Genomic DNA, 24,801 nt, shown 5'->3' on the forward strand with positions numbered 1-24,801 from the left:
ATATCCAAACAAGGTGGAATGAAACGATGATTCTTAGGTTCGGTTACGTCTCAACAGCACTTTCACTATGGGAAGCCTCTCCTTCTCGGACACTAACATTTACAAATTGGAAAAAACTTGATAAAGAAAAACGAATGGAAAAACTCTATTATGCGACCGAGCAAAATTTAAAAAATACAATACGTGCCGTCCATTTTAATATTGCTAACGGCATCTATGTGTACCGTATGTCATCTTCTCTCGTCCCACTCGCTACACATCCAGAGGCAAAGTGGGATTATTTAACACCATTTTGTTCTCTCTTTAAAGAATTAGGGCATTTGATTAAAAGCTCACAAATGCGTATTAGCTTCCACCCTAATCAATTCACATTATTTACTAGTCCAAAAGAGCACATAACTGAAAATGCAATCATTGATATGACCTATCACTACGACATGCTTGAAGCAATGGAGATACATGATAAGGCAACGATCAATATTCATGTCGGTGGGGCCTATGGTAATAAGGATGCTGCTATCTCTAGATTTAATCAATCTTTCATAAAGCTTGACCCTGTCATCCGAAAACAAACAACACTTGAGAATGATGATAAAACCTATACAGCAGCAGAAACTCTAAACATCTGTGAGCAGCACTCACTACCATTCGTTTTTGATTATCACCATCATTGGGCAAACCGCAGAACGGAGGAATTCGAAGATTTGCTACCAAGAATTTATGCGACCTGGAATGATTCAAACAAACTCCCTAAGTTTCATCTCTCCTCCCCAAAATCACAATCTGAGTTTAGAGCACATTCCGATTATGTAGATTTAGATTTTGCCCTACCCTTTATTAGGACACTTAGAGCATTCGGACAATCTGCAGACATTATGATTGAAGCAAAAGCAAAGGATAAAGCCGCCTTAAAGCTTGTTGAACAGCTATCAAGTATTCGTGGTTTTAAACGAATCGATGGTGGGGCAATTGAAATATAAGGGTTTTGTCGATTTTAAACTAGGCAAATCATAAATGCTATGAACTAGATCACTGCTAGAAAAAATATCTCTCTAACGCACGAGTTCGTAATCTAAAAAACAAAGAAACAATCCATTCCTACTGTAGGAATGGATCGTTAGAGATTAGACGTTCAAAAGCGTAAAGCTCAGATACAAAACACTTTAATTAGAAGTCTGAGGATCTTCCTTAATGACTACGTGGAATTCCTTCAGCATATTGTCCATACGTACACCGTGCCCTTCAGAAGCTTCCATAAAGTACTTCTGTTTAATAATAAAGCTTCCGTCTAACTCGTTGCTAACTGCATAGTAGACAACGACTGGATCATCCCATTCATATCCGTTGTTTGCTGAGAATCTGTATCCAATTACAGGACTCTCTACTTGTTCAACTTCCCCAACATTTTCATAATCTTGCACAATATCCTTCCTTATCTCTTCCATTGCCTCTTTTGTCTTCACATTTTTTTGTTCTATGATCTCCATATATACTTCAGGATACCTTTCGGGAAGGTCTACTGTAATACGGAATACCCCCTCCTCTTTCACTACGTCATAACGCTCCTCATCTACGTATATAACAAAGCTCGCTTCTTGCTCTGTTTTTCGCTCTCCTTCATGAAGCTTCATATCTGTATCCTCAGGCATTCCCTCAAGTTCTTGTTCAATTTTCTTTTCCGGTTCAAACAACATACGAATTTGAGAGATAACCGCTTGCCCTTGGGATGTTGTTGTCAATAGAAGTGCAAAAAATAGCGTTGCCGCGACTGTGAGCCCTGTCCATCGTTTCCAGTTATACACGTTTCTCGCTCCCCTCTTTCGTTCAATTCTATTTTTTTTCGTGTTCTTGTTGTATACATCTTTCTTCATTCGATCGATTTCATCTAACTGATTTTGCATAGATTGCCATATCTCTTCCTTACGGCTACTAGATGTATCAATCCCTTTTGTTAAACTGTCCTTAATCCATTCTTCTTCTTTACGGTCCATCATTCAAATCCCTCCTTTTCAAACCTTCAAGAGCAGCTTTTAACTTACGTCTTGCTTTAAATAATCTTGATTTCACTGTATTCAAATTAAGATCGAGCACTTGTGCAATTTCTTTTTCCGTAAGGTCATGTAAATACTTTAAAATAATCGGAATACGATGATGTTCCTGGAGCGATTGTATCGCTTGATATAACTCTCTATATTGGTCAAGTGCATAATTATCCCGCTTCGCTAAATTAGGGTCATTCTCCCACTCATGCTCTACGGGAACCACCCTCGCCGATTGTCCCATCACTCTCTTGCACTCATTGATAAGAATTCGATAAAACCAAGGTTTAAACGGCTTATTTATATCGTATTGATCGAGATGTTCGTAAACTCGAATAAACGTTTCCTGTACAGCATCGGCTGCGTTTCCCTCATGTCTTGTTACAGCTGTGGCTACACGCATTGCATAATCAAAATATTCGTCATAAAGGCTTTTAAACGCTTGTCGATTACCCGCTTTTATTTCTATAATCCAAGACTGTTCCACATTTCCATCCTCCTTTCACTTCTTACTACCCGTGAACTTGCTAAAAAGTTTTCATTTTTAATTATTTTTTTATCTGATTCTGATTAATCTTATAAAAACAAAAAAACTACACAGATCCTGGTGTCACAAGATTCTGTGTAGTTATAAACGTTGTGTATGGGGATGCAGAGTGAACCATGCCGCTAAGTTTTTAATTCGCAATACGGTGCTCTCCCGTATTTGTCAGTTAAAATTACCTATTAATGCATCGGCTTCAACAATTTTGATAGCTAGATTTTCCTTCGCTGATAAATCAATTTCATAATGTTTCACTTCTTGTTGTTCCTCATCTCTTATAATTCTTATCACAGGTCGCCCGACAGCTCGGAAATTATACCTTGATACTATTCCCGTTCTGCCATCGTTTAATTTTACTGTTAAACCTTGTGGATAAATGGCAATACAATCCTTAAACAGTTCAACCTGTCTACTATCAAATTGTGTCCCGCTTCCTGCATAAAGAATTTCAATACCTTCATGTGGTAGCACGGCTGGTCGATACACTCTCTTACTCGTTATCGCATCAAATACATCGACCACACTCAATATTTTGGCGTATTTATGAATTTCATTCTCTCTTAAACCTCGTGGATAACCTAATCCATCGATACGTTCATGATGCTGCAGGGCACAATGAGCTACAGGTAAGGGGATTTCATGTATTTTTCTTAGGATCTCAAAACCTAAATGACAGTGTGACTTCACCTGCGCATATTCTTCATCCGTTAGCTTCCCGGGCTTATTTAATATTTCTAGCGGGATATACACCTTTCCCAAATCATGTAGCATTGCCCCTAACCCTATTTCTTCAATATTCTTTAAAGGCAAACCATTCTCAATAGCCAACTGACATGCATAAATTGAAACATTGAGACTGTGATTATACACATAATTCTCGTGAATTTTTGTCGTTGCTAATAAATTTAATGCATGCCGATTTTCATTTAAACAATTTAGAATATCCTTAAATATCTTTTTAAAACTACGCACCGCTCTTTCTGATTTGATCATTCCTTGAATATTTGACCTACCTGAGCTTAATTCAGCAATCGTTCTAAAGCCTTCGGTTATCTTATTAACTGCTTCTCCACGCACTTCCGCAGGAATGGCTTCAACGATGTCAATCCCTTCAGACACTTCATCCTCTATATAAATGGTTGAAACATTATATTTTTTTAACTTTTTTAGTAAGCCATCATTAAGTTCAGTACCCTGAGATAAAAGAACTTTACCATTTTCATTGTAAATTGATTTACCTAGTTTAATCCCCGACTCGCATGTATCTACATTTACTAAGCGCATATTATATCCCTTCTTCTGCTTATGTTGAATCCTTCAGAAAGCTCAAATCAACAGAGAAATTGTTGTTCTAAATTTCGACATAAATCATCATATTCCTGCAACAACAAAACTATTTTAGAAACTTTTTATCATTTTTTAGTTTTTTCTAATGCAAATGAAAATTAAACGACTCTAACTAAATTCATACGCCAACATAAAATCTTTTAAATAAACGTTTAATTAAAATGGAGTATAGCGGTTAACACAAACGCTCCTTTTAAAAGAGGGTGAATGCTCACAGTAAGAGAAAGTGTAGCTTTTGCGTTGCTCAAGCATCGTTTCTTCTATATATATCCCCTTCAGGATCATGAATAAATTTGCTTCTAATATTAACAATAACATTAGTGTTAATCTTAACACTAAATTTCAATGTGGAGGGATCTACGTGAATATTCTTAGGTTTTTCTCAACTATAATGGTTATTGTTTTTAGAGTAGCATCCTTAATTAGCTCTAAAGTAAACAATTTATTAAGAATGCCATCCTTGACTTAAGCTTGGAGTATTCAATATGTATATCTAAATCGCATTGCATTATTAATGAGGCGAGCATAATAGTGTGCTCGCTTTTTAGTGTATCCTCATTTAAGATGCATTCATTCGTAATACATTCAATCATGATAGATGGGTACAATAACGTTTAGATTAGTTGACTTTAAATGATATAAAAATCAGTTTACATACTAATACTAACCATTCAAGTTTACATCTAGATTAAAAATACAATTTAATTTTATAATTGGAGGTTTATTGTGGAAAGTACTAATTCTCAACTTACATCAGCAGAAATAGCAAATTTATGGACACAATATATAAATGACTCATTATCAATTTGTATCCTTACTCACTCGATTGATAAGGCGAAAGACGATGATAGTAAAGCCATACTTGAATATGCTCTTAGCATTGCTGAATCCCATATCGAAAAAATCACAGAGTTTCTGAATCAAGAGAATTTTCCTATTCCAAAAGGATTTTCATTAGAAAAAGATGTAAATCTGAATGCCCCTGCCTTATTTACAGATACATTTATGCTCGTCTATATGCATGTTATGACCATTCTCGGTATGACAGGCTATGCTGGTGCAGTTGCTACATCAACACGCGCTGATCAAATAACCTACTTTATCGAATGTAATAATGAAGCAATGGAACTCTTTAAACGAATTGTTCATTTAATGCAGGATAAAGGGATTTATAGTAGACCTCCGCGAATTAATACACCAAGTGAAGTCGATTTTGTAAATAATCAACGTTATTTGACCGGTTGGTTAGGGAAAAAGCGCCCTTTAAATGCTGTAGAAATTAGTGGTATTAGTTTTAACATGATGAAGGTAATAGTTAAAGTTGTATTAGAAATTGGATTTGGACAAGTCAGCCAAACGCAAGATGTCCAAAAATATTTCCAAAGAGGAAAAAATCTTTGTGAAAAACAATTTGGGCTTCTTAGTGCTATATTAACAAAAGATGAATTAGCCTCTCCCGCTTCATGGGTATCTGAAGTTACTAATTCAACAGTTCCGCCCTTTTCAGATAAACTGATGTTAAATCATATTGTCATTTTGGTCTCATCAGCAATAGGATATTATGGAGCTGGTGCATCGGTTTCTCATCGAAGAGATCTTGCCTTTGAATACACTCGTCTTGCGGCTGAGGTAGGGTTATATGCAGAGGATGGAGCTGAATTATTAATTAAATACGGATGGATGGAGCAACCACCGTTAGCTGATGACCGAGAAAATTTAGCAAATAAGAAATAATCTCCTTCGCATAAGGATATAGTTATTGAACGTATATGATGGCACATTGCGTTACTAAGCTTTGCTCAACTCCTAAATAAAAAACTCTTAAAAAGGATGGCCTTGTTATTGGACTTAAGAGCTATTCATTAAGTTCAAGTGAATGTAACGGAAATATAAAATCGCTATTAAAATATTCTCTTGCAAAAAAGATGAGCAAGATTGAACCAGTAACGCATGTCCATAAAACAAAAAGACTGCATATAGCAGCCTAAGATTGTTACGTTTTTGTAAAAGAAAAAGAATATTAATTACTCTTCGTTTTGAGCTTTTTCTCGATACAAGACATTACCAACCTTTTCATATGTCTCTTCATCAAAAGCTGTAAGGCCTCCCGGCGAAAGTATAAATAGATAGCCATTTGCGTACACACTTCTCTGTACAGACTGCTCGTAGCTCTCGTACCGTTGTCCTTCACCTTCACTTATGAGACTCGCCAGCCGTTCGATGCCTTCAGGAGTAATGTTATATACCATTGCCCCCTGCCCATCAAATGTCCACTCCCGATCATCGGAAGGTTTGTTCGAGTTGTATAGGTGAATTGGAAATGCATAGACTGGCTTCTCCGGATGAATCGTTAGTGCCTTATGGTTGTGCATCAATTCCGAATAAGTACCTTCCCCACCAATAACCTCCACAAATTTCTCCTTGGGATTGTAAAAATCGCTTACATCAAAAATCGAAATCTTCATCCCATCCTGCCTTACGATCGGTTCACTTCCCTGTTCCCTAGGCTTACCGAGCTTTGTTTCCACCCCAAAGCCGATGAGGTGATTTTCATCGATCGGGTGCAGGTACGTGCTAACTCCCGGAATTTTCAGTTCCCCAAGAACTTCAGGATTGGTCGGGTTTGTTGCATCTATAACAAACAGCGGATCCATCTCTCGAAACGTCACGAGGTAAATCATGTCCCCCATAAAGCGTGCCGAGTAAATGCGTTCTTCCGGCGCCAAATCACCAACATGACCAATTTCGTTCAGCTTTTCATCTAGAATGAACACATGACTTTTTGAATTTCGATGGTCCCCCCATGTCTGCCCTTCTGTCGTGGCAATGCGAAAGTTTCCGTCATATTCATCCATGGAAAATTGATTCAGAACGGTTCCAACCACGCTTCCTGATGCAATAAAAGGTACGTTCAATCCATCTAAAGCAAATTTAAAAATGTCAGTACTAGTGGTAGAATCTTCTCCGTTATAAGAGTTAGAAGCTAAGTATATATGTTCCTGAGACATATACATTTGCCCGCCTGCTCCTATAAATGCATCGACAGTTACCGCTGATGACGGCTGTTTAGTATTAATAGCTGTAATGACTGTGAAGCTACGCTCTTCACTGTTTGGTATGCGCGCAATATTATCGAGTGCGACTTTGGTATAATCTTCTCCGTTGTACACAACAGGTCTAACACTCACTTCCTCTTTCCCTTCCTCCATTGTTCGAACCATAGGATAGTAGCTTGTAACATAGTAGAGATGATCTTCTATCATTCGAGAACTAACGAGGTGTCCTTCAGTTCCTGACTCCCCTTTAAGCTCTGGATTTGTACGGTCTGATATATCATACACTCGTGTAAGTGTCATTCCCTCCATTGCCGGCATTGTACTTATTTCTTTAGTACTACTAGACCTATATTGCTCCCATTTATCGCCAATGACGATAAGGGTATCATCGGTCAGGAAAAGGTTCGTCGCATGGAAAGTGTTTTCGAACCTAATAATCGAAGCAACACTCATATCAGAAAGTTCTTGAATGTTAGTAATCACAATCCCTTCATTCGTTACCTGATAAATATACTCACCATCAGTTTGCACAATGTCTCCTTCCTCAACTCCCTCAACCTGATTGTTCGTCGAAGAGTAATCACCGGAAGTATCATTTGCGAACGTAGATCCCGAGGATTCTTCAGTTGCAGTAGCATTTTCTAATCTAACCTTAGTGTTGGATTCCCCTTCTTCTATATAAGCCAGGATCTCCTCCTCTGATGCAAAGCGAGGCAACTCTTCACGCACTGTAAAAGCAAAGCTCTGCTCGCCACGAAGAGGAAGTCCGTAAGCCGAACGGATCTCATTAGAGAGATGCAGCGTGTATTTCTTTTCCTCAGAATCCCACTCACCTTTTTCAACCGTCACATGAAGTGTTTTGCGATCAGCAGACAGTTTTACTTCTGCCGGGAAACGCTCCCCCTCAAAGTCTTTGACGTAGACGGTTTTGGTGGACACTGTCTCAGGATCTAATGCTGTAGATAACTGTACCGGAAAACTATGTCCTCCAAGCACTTCTGTTCCCGCAACGTTAACCGTTGGAGTCAATCGAAAAAAAATGATTGCCATTAGGACTATAGTGAGGATGCCACCTCCTGTAAGCCAGATAACTCGCTTGTTCATAACCAATCCCCCTTCATTTATCTGTATCTATGTAACGCCTCATACAGGTAGAAGGTGACATAAACTTTTGATCAGGAGGTTTATATTTGAGATCTCAGTCTATTTCTTTCATCATCTTCTTCTAAAAATAATCTAAGTTTTGTCTAATAAAGGTCATAGTTTGGTTACATTTCTTCTGTAAAGTTTAGGACAAGCAGTTAAGAGAACTGCAAAATAAACGAAAGGAGGATCCTAATCAGCTGTTTCGCACCAAACTCAACCACATTAGTCTAAGAAATATCGAATCGCAAACTACTAAATAATCAAGCATTTATGAGGAGGAAGAAACATGGTTAAAAGAAAAAATGAACGGATAAATAAACAAAAACATTCAAAGAAAGTTGTACCATTTGTTTTATCAACAGCAATGCTTGCAAGTACATTTGCAGCTGCGGGTGCACCTGCTTCAGCAGCAGAACTCGAGGAACACTCAAAAAATCATGGTCAAATTGTATCTCAAGTGGCTACTGCTATTCCTACTTCATCACAAAAAGGTAAGATTATGCGAGAGGTTGCAAAAGGGAACTATGAAGTTGCAGATGAATGGTTAAACAAAGATACTGAAGAAGATATAGAAAACGAAGAAGACGCACCTTCTAACGACGAGGCTACTGAGGATAACTCCTCTGACTCTGAAGACGCACCTTCTAACGACGAAGCTACTGAGGATAACTCTTCTGACTCTGAAGACTCAGCTTCTGACGACGTGGCTGCTGAGGATAACTCTTCTGACTCTGAAGACGCACCTTCTGACGACGTGGCTGCTGAGGATAACTCTTCTGACTCTGAAGACGCACCTTCTAACGACGTGGCTACTGAGGATAACTCTTCTGACTCTGAAGACACAGCTTCTGACGACGTGGCTGCCGAGGATAACTCTTCTGACTCTGAAGACACAGCTGAAAACCAAATTTATGAAAATTACCAATCAATTTTTAATCATTATAATCAGTTAATTGACTATAAAGACCAATATATCCAACTTTTCATCGAAAACATTGACCCCTTATCCGAAGACGTAGATGTAGTTACCGATGAAAACGCTAAAGAGCACGTAGATTCTATTATTGAAGAAACGGCTATTGAAGTTGGCGATGAGACAGAAGTTCTAGATTCTACTAATGAAATAGTTGCTGAAGAAGAAACACAAACTCTTGATTCTACCACTGATGATGCAACTACTGAAGCTAGCGATGAGACACAAGTTCTAGATTCTACTAATGAGATGGCTGATGAAGAAGAAACGCAAACTCTTGATTCCACCACTGATTCAACTACTGAAGCTAGCGATGAGACACAAGTTCTAGATTCTACTAATGAGATGGCTGATGAAGAAGAAACACAAACTCTTGACTCTACCACTGATGATGCAACTACTGAAGCTAGCGATGAGATACAAGTTCTAGATTCTACTAATGAGATGGCTGATGAAGAAGAAACACAAACTCTTGACTCTAACACTGGTGATGATTCAACACAAGATGTTAACTCTACAGTAAAGTATGGAAACACGCTTGATAATCTGATTGGCTACTATGATAAAGTCAAAACGGCTTATTTTGACTTTATCTCTTTCTTAAAATAAAAATTAATTCAAATGGGCGTCCTAAATGAGGTGAAATCAGGAGGGCGCTGAAAAGCCCCTTGAAAGTCACGCTAGGAAGCAGCAATGGCTCCACACGTTCCCCGCCTGCTATGAGAAACCCACTCATAGCAGGCTTTTTAAAAAGATGGCAACGGCTCCGCACATTGCTTAGAGGGCATTAAAAATGAGCTATTCTTTCTCTTATTTAGGCTTATTAAACTACGTCGAACCTCAGGGAGAAGCAAGACTTAGAAAGATATTTAAAACTTATGTCCCTTGTGATACCTTCGTTGGCAGTGCTACCTTGTATAAGTGTAAAAGCTTCTTTTACGTAATTCTGAAAGTAAACAGAATGAAAAGGTGGTTTACTATGCTTAAAATTTTAGTAGCTGATGATGACGACAATATTCGAAATATTATTCTTCATTATCTACGAAAACAACAGATTCATGCCTTTGAGGCCGACAATGGTAAGTCTGCACTTGACATCGTTAAAGAGAAGCAACCGGATTTGATTATACTTGATTTAATGATGCCTGAAATGGATGGATATGATGTCTGTCGCGAGGTTCGAAGAGGTTCGAATGTGCCGATAATTTTTTTAACAGCAAGTGGTGATGAATTTGACCGTGTTCTAGGTTTAGAGTTAGGTGCGGATGATTATATAGTGAAACCATTTAGCCCACGAGAATTAATCTCCAGAATCAAAGCCATCTTTCGAAGAGTCAACTCATCGAACATAGAAACAATTAAAGAACAAAAATATACATACGATTACGGTGTAATAAAAATTGATATTGACCGTCGAGAAGTTATCATCAAAGATATGAAAGTAACATTCAGACCGAAAGAATTTGATTTACTCGTATACCTTGCTGAATCTCCTGGAAACGTTTATACACGAGAAACATTACTTGAACAAATTTGGGGATATGATTATTTCGGGGATATTCGTATTGTTGATGCACACATAAAAAAAATTAGAAATAAATTAAAAGAAGTCGGTTGCAATGTACTAAGAACCGTTTGGGGAGTCGGTTATAAATTTGAAGTTGAACCTGAAACATCTACATTAATAGAAAAAAGATAGAAGCAAATATGAGTATACTCAATCTACCCTTCTCGTATTACGAGTCTACTGTTAAATTGATGGGAATTTTTTTAGTCTGTGATCAAATTGTGATCATAGACTTCACTTTTTCACCGTAAATTATTTCATTATATCGCCATATCCACGCTGCCAGCCAAATGCTCTTCCACCATTATTGGTGCTAAACTATCCACCTGTTGAAGGTATATAGTAACACTCACAGTTTCATTATTAATCATTTAGGAAATACTTCTTCACTACAATTGCAGCTAACTTTGGCCTTCTGTATCGCTCTAAGACTCCTTTGCTATTATGTGTTCCCACTCTATTTAATAACCATCCTGTGTCTTCAACGACTCGACAATCACAAAATTGCCAAATAAACATCCCTGATACAAACAACTTTGAAGTATATGCTGCTAAGTTTTTCCTAATAATCTCTGCTTGTCTATTTTCAGTACCTCTAACATAGCTCTGATCACGTAGTCCATAATATCCATCTCCACCAATTCACTCATTATGAATGGGTTTCCACTTCCACCTAATTCATCCGGCATTTTCTAGCTTGTTCACAAAGCGTTCCAGGATCTTTATCCGTGTACCATTGCGGATATAAATTAATTTAGAAATCAATATAAAATGTCACCATCAGAATTTAGACGAAAAATTGAGTGAGCCCATTGAAACTAGAATATCATTCGGAAACTTTTCTCTGTTGATTAAATTTGAAATACATGGAGAAACTCCTTTAAAAGCTAGGCTAAATAATTCGAACTTAGGAATTTCTTTATTATAGTTCGAATATATACAACAAAAAAACGACTTGCTCCAATCAAGGGTCATGTCGTTTTTTAAATTGTTCAAAGTATGTAAGACGGATCATAGTAGGCTCGAACCGTAAGCTCTCTTCCTCTATAGTTAATTACACTGCCCCAATCTCCATCAAGTCACTTACATTTAATGTTACGTTGTTATTTATTTACTTATGGGTTGGACGTATCAAACCGCTGACCACTTGAAGCATTACTTTTTTGGGAATGAAGCGATTTATTTGAGAGATTAGATAATTCATGCGTCCTGCAACGACATAAGATCGACTAGTCCCAAGTGAACGAAATGCCACATCTACCACATCCTTTGGGCTATCTTTCTTTCCCACTACCGCATCATTAGTCCCTACATTATCAAAGAAAGCTGTTTCTGTAGAACCTGGACACAAAGTAAGGAATTGAACGCCACGTTTACGATTTTCTTCCCATAATGCCTGGGTAAACGAGAGTACAAAAGCCTTAGTAGCTCCATATACAGCCATATAAGGATTGGGTTGGAATGCTGCGGTGGACGCCACATTAATGACCGTACCACTTCTCTTTCTCAACATCTCCGGTAAGAATAGATGAGTCAGTTTTACGAGAGCCATAATATTAAGCATAATTTGATCATGATTTCTGTCAAAAGACTGTTCCTCAAAAAAACCATGTGTAGCAAAGCCAGCATTATTTACTAATATATCAACACTACAACCTCGCCGAATACAGGCCTGATAGATCTCTGTAGGAGTATTTTCTTTGGACAGGTCTGAGACAATAACTTCAGTTTGAATTCCATGTTTCTTCCTAAGTTTCTGTGCAAGCTCATTGAGCTTAGATTCTGAGCGAGCTGTTAAGATCAGATGACTCCCTTTTGCTGCAAATTCATGTGCGAATACTTCACCAATACCCGATGAAGCACCTGTAATAAGAGTCCATTTGTTATTCACTTTCATAATTTCAACCCTTTCACATTTTTATTCTGTTTTCAGAAACACTGTTTCCTTACGGTATCATCGTATCCAAGGGGGAGATTTTTGTCAATTTATTTGACTAGTTACGCATCATACAATATAGTACATGTGTGAAAACGTCGTTTTCTTGAATAATTTAAAAGTTCTGAAGGTGAGATCAAATGAACCCCAAAACCTATCAAGAATCAAAACTACAGCATGCCGAGAACCTTAGACACATCATCGTGGAAGCGGCAGCAATGATCCTACAGGAACATGGACCTGAAGCAATCACCATACGTAAAGTTGCCGAAAAAATGAACTGTTCGACCAAAGTTATATATAATTTATTCAACAACAAGGATGGTTTGATTAAACTTCTATATATAAAAGGCTGTATGTTATTGGCTCAGAAGTTCGAATCAGTCAAAAGGCAAGAAAATCTGGAGCTATATCTTCGAGAACTTATGGAAGCCTATTGGGAGTTCGGACTAAACCATACGAATTATTATATGTTAATGTTCGGTGGAGCTTTTAGTGAGTTTAAGCCAGAGGATGAAAGTTTACAAGCCACAATAACAGCATTGCAGCAGTTCATCAATATTATTACAGAGACAATTGAAGCAGGACTCATCGTTGAGAAAGACCCCCTACAAGTTGTTCATGTTATATGGGCATCGTTACACGGAGTGATCCACCTCTATCTTGGAGGCCACATCGAAAGTTTAGAAACGACAAAAGCCTTGTATGACAAAACAGTAACAAATTTGATTCGCACTTACTTCCGAAGCTCTAATTAGTCATCCACATTAAAATATTGAGGGTGTCATAGAATGGGATACCCTCGCTTTTAAAGAAAAAGAAACCTTTTCCTTGGTAAAATGGACATGACGAGCATCCAAGTATACCGAAAGGAACGGTTTCTTGTACATCAAATAGATTAGACCAACTCCAATGGATATTGAAATCATGACGCCTTGCTTTGTTCACACCGTAGTCGTTCAAACGAACTCAAGCATTTAAACAACTTTGCCACGTCTGTTTGTTCCCCCTCGTAAGGCTGTACATAAGAAAAGCGCCACCACATTCCGTGGTGACGCTTTTCTTATGTATGGAGCATAGCGGGATCGAACCGCTGACCTCTTCGCTGCCAGCGAAGCGCTCTCCCGCCATAATCAGTTTCACTGCCCATGTTCTACTCAATTTCCAAAACTTTGACCATCGCATTTACCATTCCTAGATGCATGCTTTCATGAGCAATTAACACGTAAAATAGTTCTCCGATCACGCTTGCTCGGAGAAAGTTATTCTGATCATCAACAGGTTGCGCCAGCCTACCATCATACTTTTCATAAATTTCAAGCATTTGTATTTCCAATTCCTTAACAATAATATTTATATCTGGCGGTTTTCCCGACCAACTTATGGGACTTGTACCTGTCATGAAGTATGCTCTATAGCTCGTTGGTATTCTTGATCCATCACCTGACAACGTAAATATTAATTCGTCCGTAATCGTCAGCACATGCCCGATCTGCCAAAATACGTTATTACTGAATCCTTTAGGAGTGTGATTAAGTTGACCTTTTGACAAGCTGGATATTGCATTCAGCATTTGCTTTCGCAGATCTGCAAACAAATTCAAGATATAAACATCAGACAAGTCAATCACCTAACGCTCTTACAATTTCTATTCTGCCGCCATACTGTAATTCCGGCCAATCAGTTGTTAACGAAATCGCTTCTTCCAAAGATTCAGCTTCAATGATGGAAACACCGAATACATCCCCAGAGTAATCATTAACCGAATACTGTGAAACGATTTTAAGCCCATTTCCCGCAAAACGAAACTTCTCATAACCTTTTTCCTTCAGGTTGTTGAGCCATTTCCATAAATCACTAACATTCTGCTCAACCTGATCGTCCGGAACGATACCTCCTCGATACACGAACATAAATTCCAACATAATCACCTCCATAAATTCAGTTGCATATTGAAACTGATTTAAGTATAATCATAATCAATCGATGAAGTCAAGGGAGGACCTATGAGAAATTTAAAGCCAAACAGACGTTCCAACTGCCCGATCTCATTTTCTCTTGATGTAATAGGTGATTCATGGTCGCTGTTAATCGTCAGGGATATTATATTTACGGGGAAGAAAACATTCGGAGAATTCCTCGCATCGGATGAAGGGATTGCTAGAAACATATTGACTAACCGTTTATCCCGTCTTGAGACAATGGGATTAATCACCAAGAACCCCCATCCCACAGACAAAAGGAAAGACCTTTATAAATTAACCGAGGATGGATTGGATTTTATACCAGTCATATTCGAATTATCTGCTTGGGGGGCGAAGCATGAACCTGAAACATCAGAAGCCCAAGCGTGGTTGGCTGATGTCCAAATAGATAAAGAAAGTCTGATTCAATTGATAAAGGAAACCGTTAAAAATGGCGGATCTGTATTTGCAGGTCCGGGGAATGTAATTGAGCAGTTAAAGAAGAGGCAGCAATCCCAATAAACATGTGCGTACGAACCCTGGGCACGCTCCATCATACAAAAAAACTCTAAGATTAGATTAGCGTGGTTCCGTGTTATGTACGGTAATTTCATAATTCATTAAACAGATAAAATCAGCACTGCATATTGATTAGAACACTCTTACTAATCAATATGTAGTTTAAAAATGTGTTAATCGACGTGGCAAACAGTTAATGTAGATTTGAATCTCGTACTCCCTCCACTACGTTCCGGTCCGTGCGGACGCCCCCCACCGGAGTTCTCTCCCTGAGCTATCATTAAACACAAAAACAGCCAATCCTTTTGGATCGGCTGTTTTGTGTTTATGGAGCATAGCGGGATCGAACCGCTGACCTTTTGGCTGCCAGCCAAACGCTCTCCCAGCTGAGCTAATGCCCCGTAATGAGTACTATTTTATTATATTCAAGGAAAAAGAAAGGTGCAAGTCCTTTCTTTTTCCACTGAAATTACAACGTTGTTATTTGCACGATGACCACTTCGATATAGTCATAGATTCTTGATTAGTGGCTAGTCATAAAAGGTCATTTAGTTGATAGCTATTAAAGATATCTACTAATCTTTATCCGCTTCTTTTCCTTATCCACTCGAAAACCAGTCCATGTATAGCTTTTTTTAGCTTCAAACCACTCACTCTTCACTCTTTACATACTCCGTTAATGGCAGGTGTAACTCCTTTAATCCTTCTACAACTAACTTGGCAATAATAGCTGCACCTTTTTCGTGAAAGTGAGTGTCATCCTGAATCCCCTCTTGGTAATTCGGATGCTCATTCGGTTTAAACCAAACGAACAATTCTTTTGATTTCTCTGCACCAAGAGATTCATATAATGCCCGAGTTTTCATTCGTAAATCAACAAACGGGACATTTTCTTTTTTAGCAAGCTCCTCCATCGCTTTTGGGTAATCACCATGGGTTTCCTCTAACTCGCCGGCGTTGTTAAACTTTCTTCGTTCGACAGAGCTAAAAAGAATAGGGATCGCGCCTTTGCTACGTGCAACTTTAATATATTGACTTAGATGCTGTTGGTAGGTTGAGTAGGGCTCTGTTCTTCTTTCATCCTCCTTGGCATCATTATGACCAAATTGAATAAATAAATAGTCACCCTCACCGATTTCCTCTGAGAGTTCGTCTAGAACTCCTTCTTCAATAAAGCTTTTCGAACTTCTTCCATTAATCGCTTTATTTTTTATTGTGACGGTTTCCTTAAAAAAATCACCTAAAAATTGTCCCCAGCCTGCCATTGGCGCTGCTGATGGGATGTAATTAGCAACTGTTGAATCACCAGCAAGAAATAATGTAATCCCTCTCTTCATAAAAAACCTCCTATTGTTTGCGTTATCAATACAATAACGCGAAATTCTTTTTCCAACAACTATACATTTTTGCTTTCTCAAAAAAACACACCTTTTAATAGAGGGCATTGAAAAAGGGTGCTTTTCCCTTTTTCAATGCCCTCTAAGCAATGTGCGGAACCGTTGCCACTTTTTTAAAAGCCTGCTATGAATGGGTTTCTCATAGCAGGCGAGCAACATGTGGAGCCATTGCTACTTAATAAGAGGCACTGAAAAAGGGTGGTTTTCACCTTCTCAGTACCCCCAAAACGATGAGCGAAGCACTTGCTACTTAATCGTATGTGGTTAGCAGCAACTAACTCATTTTATGCTTTTGTTTTATTAATGTTAGTAAACATAGGATCGCCCCAATAAAGGTAATGATGCTACATGTAATATACGTTGCCGGCGGACCAAAATGCTCCATATACCAGCCACCGCCTGCACTTCCAATCATTCCACCAATTCCAACAATGACGGCAATAAAGATCGTTTGACCAGTAGCTGTAATTTCAGCCGGGACAATTTTTGTTACTAAAAATAAGGCAGGAACGATAAAAACAGGAAAAACACTATTTAAAGCTTGTAAATAAATGAGAATATCAGGGTCTGGAAATAAACCATATAAAAGCCATCTCACAGAAAATAGCAATGCGCCAATAAAAACAAGCGTCATTTCGCGGTATTTCTTTGCAAGCCAAGCGACAAGGATGAAAACAGGTGATGATGAAAAAGCAGCAATCATCCATGATAAGCCGATTTTTGATTCTGATGCACCTAAGTCAGAAAGATATATTGAAAATAAGCTATCGTTTAACCGATGGGCCATAAAAATGATTAACCCTAAAAATAAAAACCAGACATAGCCTTTATTTGAAAATAAACGTTTAATAGATTGTAAGGATATTGGCGAAACATTGTCTGGACGGTCATCCTTTAAAAAGAAGGCTATGCAAAGTGCAGCAATAATGATCGTTCCGTACATCCACCCAAGCTTATTCAGTCCTAATATACCGACTAATGTTCCAACGATGACGGATGCGGTACCTACTCCTACATCTCCCCACAAACGAATGAGACCGTAATTTTTGTCATGCTTTTGTGAATAGGCAATGGTGATATTTTCAGTAAGTGGTCCGGTAGAGCTTTTGAAAAAATTAAGAATGATAAAAAATGTTAATAATAGCGCAAACGAATTTACCGAATAATATACGATGCTTACGAGTAAGGAAATCAACAATAAACCAATTAATACCTTTTTTGTTGATTTCAACTTATCACTAACATAGCCGAAAAGAGGTTGACCAACAACAGCAATTACCGAGCCCATCGCAATAACTAAGCCTACCTGTTCAGTAGATAACCCCTTCGCCTTTAAATATAATGGCATAATAACGCCCATGATCGCAAAGGAAGAAAATAAGAGAAAGAAAAACAATGATAACCGAAACATGTGCTGTCCCCTTTAATATTAATAAATACCTGTCCCGTTCACACAAAAGTAAGCGCTATATCATCTTAGCCTACTAAGGCTAAACCTTCAATAGCACTTTTTATATTATTTTGTTTGAAAAGTAATGATTATTTAAAGGGGACGTTCTCGTCTTTAATAAATGAGCGTTAACTCTAATTCTTGAATAAGGCTATTTGCAATCGTTAAAAATTTCGGATCAACCTTCGCATCCTTATCTTTTGGCTCCTGAAATTGGTTAAACGAGCTATTCCAGGTCATGCTTACTAAACCGTTAAAAACATCAGGATTATCATCAAGGTTATCTTGGTATTGATGATCTAATAATAAAGGTTGCCCTAATCTTACCGTTACACCTCTTTGATCTAATTCACCATCAACTGCTTTAAACGGAAGACGTAAGAAGGTATAGCCGTTCTTTTCATCAATTTTATAATCGAAATAGCCATGATCATAATCCCAATTGCCACCAATTGTATATCCAAGTGGCTTTAGCTTTTCCTCGAGTGCTTGTAGTTTAAATTGCTGTCCGACTACCGCTGATTGCAAAGGAAACATTCCATCCACATCCTTCCTGACTTTATCTTGGGTTTAGTTTGACCTAGATGGATGTTCTTTATGTAAAAGACGGTAACTCATAAAGGGTATTTTTCGAGGGTACTGAAAAACTCCTTAAAAGGATTTCGAGGAAGCGGTAATGGCTCCACACGTTACGCGCCTTGCTATGAGAAACCCATTCATAGCAAGCCTTTCAAAATCAGGCAACGGTACGCACATTACTTAAAGGCCGCTGAAAAGGAAAATCCACCCTTTTCAGCGACCTCTATTTTTCACCTTTATAAGTCACCGTTCGATATTATTTTAGGCGCTTTTCTAGTTCTGCTTTTTCAGCTTCGAAACCTGGCTTACCTAAAAGTGCAAACATATTTTTCTTATATGCTTCTACTCCCGGCTGGTCAAATGGATTAACACCAAGAAGGTATCCACTAATCCCGCAAGCCTTCTCAAAGAAATACACTAGATAGCCAAAATTGTATTCATTTAATTCAGGTACATTGACAATAAGATTTGGTACACCACCATCCGTATGTGCAAGTAACGTACCTTGGAACGCTTTCTTATTAACAAAGTCCATCGTCTCGCCAGCTAAATAATTTAAGCCATCAAGATCATTTTCAGCTTTTTCAATCGTAATCTCTTCGCGAACATTTTCTACATTAATAATTGTTTCGAATAAATCACGACGTCCATCTTGAACATATTGTCCCATTGAGTGGAGGTCAGTTGAAAAATCAACAGAAGCTGGGTAAAGACCTTTGTTATCCTTCCCTTCACTCTCACCAAATAGCTGCTTCCACCACTCAGAAAAGAAGTGAAGTGATGGCTCATAGTTTACCATCAGCTCAATTGTTTTTCCTTTATTATATAAAGCGTTACGTACCGCTGCATATTGATACGCTTCATTTTCTAAAAGGTTCGGATTGTTAAAGTCTTCACTCGCATCCGCTGCCCCCTTCATCATTGCTTCAATATCTAACCCACTAACAGCAATTGGGAGAAGACCAACTGCAGTAAGAACGGAGAAACGTCCACCTACATCATCTGGAATGACAAACGATTCATAGCCTTCCTCGTCAGCTACTGTTTTTAATGCACCTTTTTCACGATCAGTTGTTGCATAGATACGCTTTCTTGCTTCAGCTACACCGTACTTCTTCTCAAGAAACTCACGGAAAATACGGAATGCAATCGCTGGTTCAGTCGTTGTTCCCGATTTAGAAATAACATTTACAGAAACATCTTTTCCTTCAAGTAGGTCGAATAAATCTTTTACATATGTTGAGCTAATGTTATTTCCGACGAAGAACACTTGAGGTGCTTTGCGTTCTTCCTTAGAAAGCACATTATAGAAAGAATGATTTAGTGCTTCAATCGCTGCTCTAGCACCTAAGTATGAGCCGCCAATACCAATAACAAGCAATACATCTGTATCACCCTTAATTTTTTCTGCAGCAGCTTGGATTCTAGCAAATTCTTCTTTGTCATAATTTTTAGGTAAATCAATCCAACCTAAAAAATCACTCCCTGCACCCGTTCCGTTATGTAGAGCTTCATGTGCTGCTTTAACAGCACCTTGTAAATAATCGATTTCATGTTGTTCGAAAAACGTTAACGCCTTCGAGTAATCAAATTTCACCTTAGCCATGTAAAAAATCCTCCTTATGTATTGTCCATCATTATCACTTTATCGAATGAAAGGGAAAGAATCAAGCAGTCAAACTTAGAAAAGTGGAAAAGTTTCTATTTTTTAAATTATTTAACTTTCCTGAACAATCGACTCGTGCTGATTTACAAAGCTGACGTTAAAATCTTTACGACATCTTCCTTATTTAATGCTTTAAAATTACCTAAATGACCCGTTGCCGTTGCAAGTTCGGCCATCTTTTCAATTTGAGATTCATCTATATCATAGTGAGCCAAACGATTAGGTGCACCTAATATCGTCCAGAAAGAGGATAGTTTCTCAATTCCCTTTAAGGCTATTTCAAGATCACTTTTACCTGTTGGATCTACCTGAAATACACGGGTTGCTAGCTGGACATGACGTTCGATTCTTTCTTCAAGCGTGTATCTTAACCAATGTGGAAATAAAATTGCTAATCCACCAGCATGAGGGATATCATAAATAGCAGAAACAGCATGTTCAATATTATGAGTAGCCCAATCACCACGTGTTCCCATTGACGTCATTCCGTTCAATGCCATCGTTCCACAATATAAAATGGTTTCACGATAATTGAGGTTATCTAGATTACGGACAAGCTCAGGTCCGACCTCAATTGTCGTTTGTAATATCGATTCACAAATACGATCCTGCAAAGGCGTATTTTCGGTATGATGAAAATACGCTTCAAGGACATGACTCATCATATCAACAATTCCATATACGGTTTGATCTTCTGGAACAGAAAGGGTATTAACAGGATCAAGAATTGAAAATAGCGGGAAATTATAAGGACTTGACCACCCAATTTTCTCTTTTGTCTCCCAGTTTGTAATAACTGAGTTTGCATTCATTTCTGAACCTGTTGCTGCCAGCGTTAAAACTGTTCCAAACGGTAATGCACTTTCTGCTTTACTCTTCTTTGTAATAATATCCCAAATATCCGCTTCATTTGTTGCACCAACTGCAATTGCCTTAGTCGCATCAATCACACTTCCGCCACCGACTGCAAGAATGAAATCAATATTATGGTTCTGGCAAAGCTCAATCCCTTTTTTCACGGTTGAAAGTCGTGGATTTGGTTCAACACCAGCAAGCTCAACAATCATTGAATTACGATCTTGTAGTTGTGATATGACACGGTCATAAAGTCCATTACGTTTAATACTGCCTCCTCCGTACACTAGTAAAATGTTTTTTCCGACATGTAGAAGTTCTTCCGTTAATTTATTTGTTTCATTTTCACCAAAAATGAGCTTTGTTGGGTTATGAAAGGTAAAAGAATTCATCATCGTTCCTCCTAAATAATGAGCATAAACACCTCATTATTTATGTTCTACATTAATAGTAAAAAACCTTCCAAATGATTCCTGTAATTAAAGAGCATAAATTATTCATTTACATCTCATTCTATAAACGAAGCACACCCCTCACATCGATGGTTGTGCAAATCCCTTATAACGGAGGTGAATGGTGTGAGCGGTATTCAACGCACAGCACTTGTCTTAGCCATTATTGGTGCAATCAACTGGGGATTAATCGGTTTCTTCCGTTTTGACCTTGTTGCTGCCATTTTCGGTGGTCAAGCGGCTGGTTTCTCTCGTTTCATTTATGCCATTGTTGGGTTGGCAGGTCTATACTGCATCTCAATTTTATTCAAACCTGATGAAGAATTAGAACGTGTCCCCGAGACACAGCGTTAATTTAATAATTGGACATTATGGCATGTCATTGTATACAAAAAACACCCGCTAACGGGTGTTTTTTGTTATTCTTTATTTCTTTGCGCGCTTGTTAAGGTCCGCTTGAATTTCGTTTGATTGCTTTAACCATTCTTTTAATTTATCTTCTAATGTATTAAAGCCTTGTTGCTGCTGTTGCTGTTGTTGTGGCTTACGACCACCACCGCCACCAGTGTTACGTGGTTTGCTTGGACGAGCTGGACGTTCAGGAGCTTCCTGAGTCGCACGAATTGATAACGAGATTTTACCAGAACCCTCCTCAACAGACATAATCTTAACCTTTACTTCATCACCAACGGAAAGAACATCATTGATATCCTTTACGAATCCATGAGCTACCTCCGAAATATGAACTAAACCTTGCTTTTGTTCATCTAGGGCAACGAACGCACCAAATGGCTTAATACCCGTTACTTTTCCTTCTACAATGCTGCCTACTTCGTAATTTGACATCTATTACACATCTCCTAACTATTTTTTAACCTTTTAATATTAACATAGGTTTTCACTTTACGCAAAACTCGGTCGTAGGTTATTTTTTACAATGAAAAAGGGTAGTTATTGAGGGCACTGAAAAAGGATGCTTTTCATTTTTTCAATGCCCTCTAAGCAATGTGCGGAGCTGTTGCCATCTTTTTAAAAAGCCTACTATGAGTGGGTTTCTCATAGCAGGAGAGCAACGTGTGGAGCAATTGCTACTTAATAAGAGGCACTGAAAAAGGGGGGGGTTTCCTTTTTCAGTGCCCTTTAAGTAATGTGCGGAGCCGTTGCCTAGTTTTGAAAGCCCTGCTTTGAGTGGGTTTCTCATAGCAGGGCGCGTAACGTGCGAAGCCATTACTTCTTCTTTGAGTTACAAGAAGTAGTTTTTCAGTGGCCTCAGCATCAGCGTTTATTCTTTTTTCTTAGTAAGCTTTCCATGACTTAAAAGACATTCTTCAAGCTCTACACCAAGATCTCGCTTATATTTGTTTACCTTATACTCATCCCTTGCATCAATGAGGGTAATAATCGTTCCTTCTTTTCCCATCCGGCCGGTGCGTCCTGCACGATGCAAATAACTATCTGGACTAGATGGCGGATTTAACTGAATAATGTGGGTTACATCGTCAATATCCAATCCTCGTGCAGCAACATCTGTTGCGACTAAAATGTGTATATCCCCTTTACGAAATTGCTGCAGTGCCTGCTCACGCTCTTGCTTCGTGCTATCGGATGATAATGGAGCTGCTTTAATCCCTTTAAACGTTAACTTTTCAGTCGTTTCAGCTAACTTCTCCAATTGATTCACAAATAGAATGCCTTTCTTAATTTCCTCAGCGTGAATCAATTTTCTAGCCATGTCGATTCTCTCTCGCTCACTGACACGAACGAAGAGATGCTCAACCTGCTCAGTTTGTAATAGACCACCTTCTGCTTCAAGTTTTACAACAAATGGAGCAAAGTCTGCTACCTGTTCTGTAAAGTTTTCTGGAATGGTTGCCGATACAAATAAATATTGCTTGTTACGACCAATTCGTTTAGCAATTTGCTTTAACGCTTCCCAAGAAGGACGCTCTCCCATCATTCGGTCCGCTTCATCAACTGCTACAACATCAACTTCATGAAGTTTTAACTTTTTCATTTCCACAAGCTCTAAAATACGACCTGGTGTTCCAACCGCAAGCTGCGGCTTTTGCTTTTTTAACTTTTCAAGCTGACGTTTAATATTCGCACCGCCAATAAATGATCCCACCTCAACCGCTTGCTCTTGTGTTAATGTTTTCGCTACTTCAACAATCTGCATGGCTAATTCCTGTGTTGGAGCAAGGATAAGTGCTTGTAGACCCTTTTTCGCAGGATCAATCTTTTTCAAGGTTGGCAATAAAAAGGCAAGTGTTTTTCCTGTGCCAGTTTGCGAACGTGCAATAATGTCTTGCCCTTCTAAAGCCTCTGGTATCATTTTCTGCTGTATATCTGTAGGCTCTGTAATACTTTGTTGCTGTAATGCCTTAATTAAGTAATCTGGTAAATATTCCGTACTAAATAATTTACTCATCTTTTTTCCTCTTCCTTTTGTTACATTTGGTCTCTACGTAGATTGTTAATATCTTGATCTGTTAACGTTCCTAACTGATTTAAAAGCGCCTCCTGAAAAGTACCAAGACCGATATCATTCGCTTCTAAAAAGGCCTTTTCACCTGCAATTCCGAAAAAGGCAACTGCATCCGCAGCAGCATTAACAGCCTCCTCACGATTCATCGATACAAATGCAGCTACAATTGCACCTAGTAAACATCCTGTTCCAACGACTTTTGTTAACCATGGATGCCCATTGTAAATTGTTTTTACAATCGACCCATCTGTAATCACGTCTACCTCACCTGTTACAACTGCTACACAATTATATTGCTTTGCCGCTTGCTTTGTACGTTCAATCGAGTCTCCTTCCATTGCCCCGTCGACTCCTTTTACATTTGCGTCTTCACCAATTAGCGAAGATATTTCTCCTGCATTTCCTCTAAGGACTGATACTTTCACCTCAGAAAGGATCCGTTTACACATTTCCGTACGAAACGGAGTTGCCCCAGAACCAACTGGATCGAGAATCACGGGGACTCCCGCTTTATTTGCAGCTTGTCCAGCAAGAATCATTGCTTCAATTTGCTCGGTTGATAACGTTCCAATGTTTAAAAGAACTGCCCCCGAAACACTTGCGAGATCCGCTACTTCTTCCTTTGCATAAGCCATGACCGGAGAAGCCCCTAGTGCTAACAATCCATTTGCCGTAAAATTTGTCACAACTACATTCGTCATGCAATGTATTAGTGGATTTTGCTTTCTGATTCGCTCTAATCTCACATCATTCACAGCCTTTCACCTATCATCAGTTATTCATATGAAAATCTTACCTTTTTTTAGCGAAGAAAACAAATTCATGA

22 protein-coding genes and 2 tRNA genes are annotated in these 24,801 nt (G+C 38.5%); 7 read left to right on the plus strand and 17 right to left on the minus strand.

The annotated features are described in order from the left end of the window. Positions 1-26 precede the first annotated feature (26 nt). The gene (gene uvsE / locus B1R93_RS10505) at positions 27-980 is read left to right on the plus strand and encodes a UV DNA damage repair endonuclease UvsE (RefSeq protein ID WP_088103927.1); all 954 of its coding nucleotides are present in this window, start codon (positions 27-29) and stop codon (positions 978-980) included. Between the two features lie 183 nt (positions 981-1,163). On the opposite strand, the gene B1R93_RS10510 is transcribed toward uvsE, so the two are convergent. The 3 genes from B1R93_RS10510 to B1R93_RS10520 form a co-directional block, all read right to left on the minus strand. Then, complete coding sequence (locus B1R93_RS10510; RefSeq protein ID WP_088103928.1) at positions 1,164-1,994, minus strand: DUF874 domain-containing protein; 831 nt, start codon at positions 1,992-1,994, stop codon at positions 1,164-1,166. Then, a complete protein-coding gene (locus B1R93_RS10515) occupies positions 1,981-2,526 on the minus strand; it encodes an RNA polymerase sigma factor (protein WP_088103929.1) in 546 nt (181 codons plus the stop codon). The genes B1R93_RS10510 and B1R93_RS10515 overlap by 14 nt, the downstream gene beginning before the upstream one ends. A gap of 222 nt (positions 2,527-2,748) precedes the next feature. Then, positions 2,749-3,867 carry an HD-GYP domain-containing protein gene (locus tag B1R93_RS10520; RefSeq protein ID WP_088103930.1) on the minus strand — a complete coding sequence of 373 codons (1,119 nt, stop codon included), beginning with the start codon at positions 3,865-3,867 and terminating at the stop codon, positions 2,749-2,751. Positions 3,868-4,656: 789 nt separating this feature from the next. Here B1R93_RS10520 and B1R93_RS10525 point away from each other — a divergent pair. Beyond that, complete coding sequence (locus tag B1R93_RS10525; protein ID WP_088103931.1) at positions 4,657-5,664, plus strand: DUF3231 family protein; 1,008 nt, start codon at positions 4,657-4,659, stop codon at positions 5,662-5,664. 290 nt (positions 5,665-5,954) lie between these two features. On the opposite strand, the gene B1R93_RS10530 is transcribed toward B1R93_RS10525, so the two are convergent. Next, entirely contained in the window at positions 5,955-8,090 is a 2,136-nt protein-coding gene (locus B1R93_RS10530) for a beta-propeller domain-containing protein (protein ID WP_088103932.1), read from the minus strand. Positions 8,091-8,418: 328 nt separating this feature from the next. Between B1R93_RS10530 and B1R93_RS10535 the strand changes: the two genes are divergently transcribed. Further along, complete coding sequence (locus B1R93_RS10535; protein WP_088103933.1) at positions 8,419-9,714, plus strand: midas domain-containing protein; 1,296 nt, start codon at positions 8,419-8,421, stop codon at positions 9,712-9,714. Positions 9,715-10,084: 370 nt separating this feature from the next. Continuing rightward, positions 10,085-10,804: a response regulator transcription factor gene (locus B1R93_RS10540; protein ID WP_245308259.1), complete on the plus strand. Its 720-nt coding sequence runs from the start codon at positions 10,085-10,087 to the stop codon at positions 10,802-10,804. Between the two features lie 979 nt (positions 10,805-11,783). Here the strand turns inward: B1R93_RS10540 and B1R93_RS10550 are convergent. Beyond that, on the minus strand, positions 11,784-12,569 hold the full coding sequence (locus B1R93_RS10550) for an SDR family NAD(P)-dependent oxidoreductase (protein ID WP_088103934.1): 786 nt from the start codon (positions 12,567-12,569) through the stop codon (positions 11,784-11,786). A 179-nt stretch (positions 12,570-12,748) separates the two neighbouring features. Here B1R93_RS10550 and B1R93_RS10555 point away from each other — a divergent pair, with 179 nt between their 5' ends. Then, on the plus strand, positions 12,749-13,366 hold the full coding sequence (locus B1R93_RS10555) for a TetR/AcrR family transcriptional regulator (protein WP_088103935.1): 618 nt from the start codon (positions 12,749-12,751) through the stop codon (positions 13,364-13,366). 312 nt (positions 13,367-13,678) lie between these two features. Here the strand turns inward: B1R93_RS10555 and B1R93_RS10560 are convergent. The 3 genes from B1R93_RS10560 to B1R93_RS10570 form a co-directional block, all read right to left on the minus strand. Continuing rightward, positions 13,679-13,762, minus strand: a tRNA-Ala gene (locus tag B1R93_RS10560). After that, positions 13,762-14,229: a DinB family protein gene (locus B1R93_RS10565; protein WP_088103936.1), complete on the minus strand. Its 468-nt coding sequence runs from the start codon at positions 14,227-14,229 to the stop codon at positions 13,762-13,764. Before B1R93_RS10565 ends, B1R93_RS10560 begins: the two co-directional genes overlap by 1 nt. Position 14,230: 1 nt before the next feature. After that, the gene (locus B1R93_RS10570; protein ID WP_088103937.1) at positions 14,231-14,533 is read right to left on the minus strand and encodes a YciI family protein; all 303 of its coding nucleotides are present in this window, start codon (positions 14,531-14,533) and stop codon (positions 14,231-14,233) included. Between the two features lie 81 nt (positions 14,534-14,614). Here B1R93_RS10570 and B1R93_RS10575 point away from each other — a divergent pair, with 81 nt between their 5' ends. Next, positions 14,615-15,094 carry a winged helix-turn-helix transcriptional regulator gene (locus B1R93_RS10575; protein WP_088103938.1) on the plus strand — a complete coding sequence of 160 codons (480 nt, stop codon included), beginning with the start codon at positions 14,615-14,617 and terminating at the stop codon, positions 15,092-15,094. 325 nt (positions 15,095-15,419) lie between these two features. Here B1R93_RS10575 and B1R93_RS10580 read toward each other — a convergent pair. The 6 genes from B1R93_RS10580 to B1R93_RS10605 form a co-directional block, all read right to left on the minus strand. After that, positions 15,420-15,492 (minus strand) — tRNA-Ala (locus B1R93_RS10580). A gap of 249 nt (positions 15,493-15,741) precedes the next feature. Next, complete coding sequence (locus B1R93_RS10585) at positions 15,742-16,428, minus strand: rhamnogalacturonan acetylesterase (protein WP_088103939.1); 687 nt, start codon at positions 16,426-16,428, stop codon at positions 15,742-15,744. 334 nt (positions 16,429-16,762) lie between these two features. After that, entirely contained in the window at positions 16,763-17,899 is a 1,137-nt protein-coding gene (locus B1R93_RS10590) for an MFS transporter (RefSeq protein ID WP_088103940.1), read from the minus strand. A 153-nt stretch (positions 17,900-18,052) separates the two neighbouring features. Further along, positions 18,053-18,475 carry a YugN-like family protein gene (locus B1R93_RS10595; protein WP_088103941.1) on the minus strand — a complete coding sequence of 141 codons (423 nt, stop codon included), beginning with the start codon at positions 18,473-18,475 and terminating at the stop codon, positions 18,053-18,055. A gap of 298 nt (positions 18,476-18,773) precedes the next feature. Further along, on the minus strand, positions 18,774-20,123 hold the full coding sequence (locus tag B1R93_RS10600) for a glucose-6-phosphate isomerase (protein WP_088103942.1): 1,350 nt from the start codon (positions 20,121-20,123) through the stop codon (positions 18,774-18,776). Positions 20,124-20,266: 143 nt separating this feature from the next. Further along, positions 20,267-21,430 (minus strand): iron-containing alcohol dehydrogenase, encoded by a 1,164-nt coding sequence (locus B1R93_RS10605; protein WP_088103943.1) that lies wholly within the window; start codon positions 21,428-21,430, stop codon positions 20,267-20,269. A gap of 186 nt (positions 21,431-21,616) precedes the next feature. Here B1R93_RS10605 and B1R93_RS10610 point away from each other — a divergent pair, with 186 nt between their 5' ends. Continuing rightward, positions 21,617-21,844, plus strand: coding sequence for a DUF378 domain-containing protein (locus tag B1R93_RS10610; RefSeq protein WP_088103944.1), 228 nt, complete (start codon positions 21,617-21,619; stop codon positions 21,842-21,844). A 72-nt stretch (positions 21,845-21,916) separates the two neighbouring features. On the opposite strand, the gene yugI is transcribed toward B1R93_RS10610, so the two are convergent. The 3 genes from yugI to thiM form a co-directional block, all read right to left on the minus strand. After that, positions 21,917-22,336 (minus strand): S1 domain-containing post-transcriptional regulator GSP13, encoded by a 420-nt coding sequence (gene yugI / locus B1R93_RS10615; protein ID WP_088103945.1) that lies wholly within the window; start codon positions 22,334-22,336, stop codon positions 21,917-21,919. 436 nt (positions 22,337-22,772) lie between these two features. Continuing rightward, complete coding sequence (locus B1R93_RS10620; protein WP_088103946.1) at positions 22,773-23,918, minus strand: DEAD/DEAH box helicase; 1,146 nt, start codon at positions 23,916-23,918, stop codon at positions 22,773-22,775. Between the two features lie 20 nt (positions 23,919-23,938). Beyond that, positions 23,939-24,721, minus strand: a complete 783-nt coding sequence (gene thiM / locus B1R93_RS10625) for a hydroxyethylthiazole kinase (RefSeq protein ID WP_133058654.1) — start codon at positions 24,719-24,721, stop codon at positions 23,939-23,941. Positions 24,722-24,801 lie beyond the last annotated feature (80 nt).

It is taken from the genome of Halalkalibacter urbisdiaboli, from assembly GCF_002156385.1.
GTDB classification, from domain to species: domain Bacteria; phylum Bacillota; class Bacilli; order Bacillales; family Bacillaceae_D; genus Halalkalibacter_A; species Halalkalibacter_A urbisdiaboli.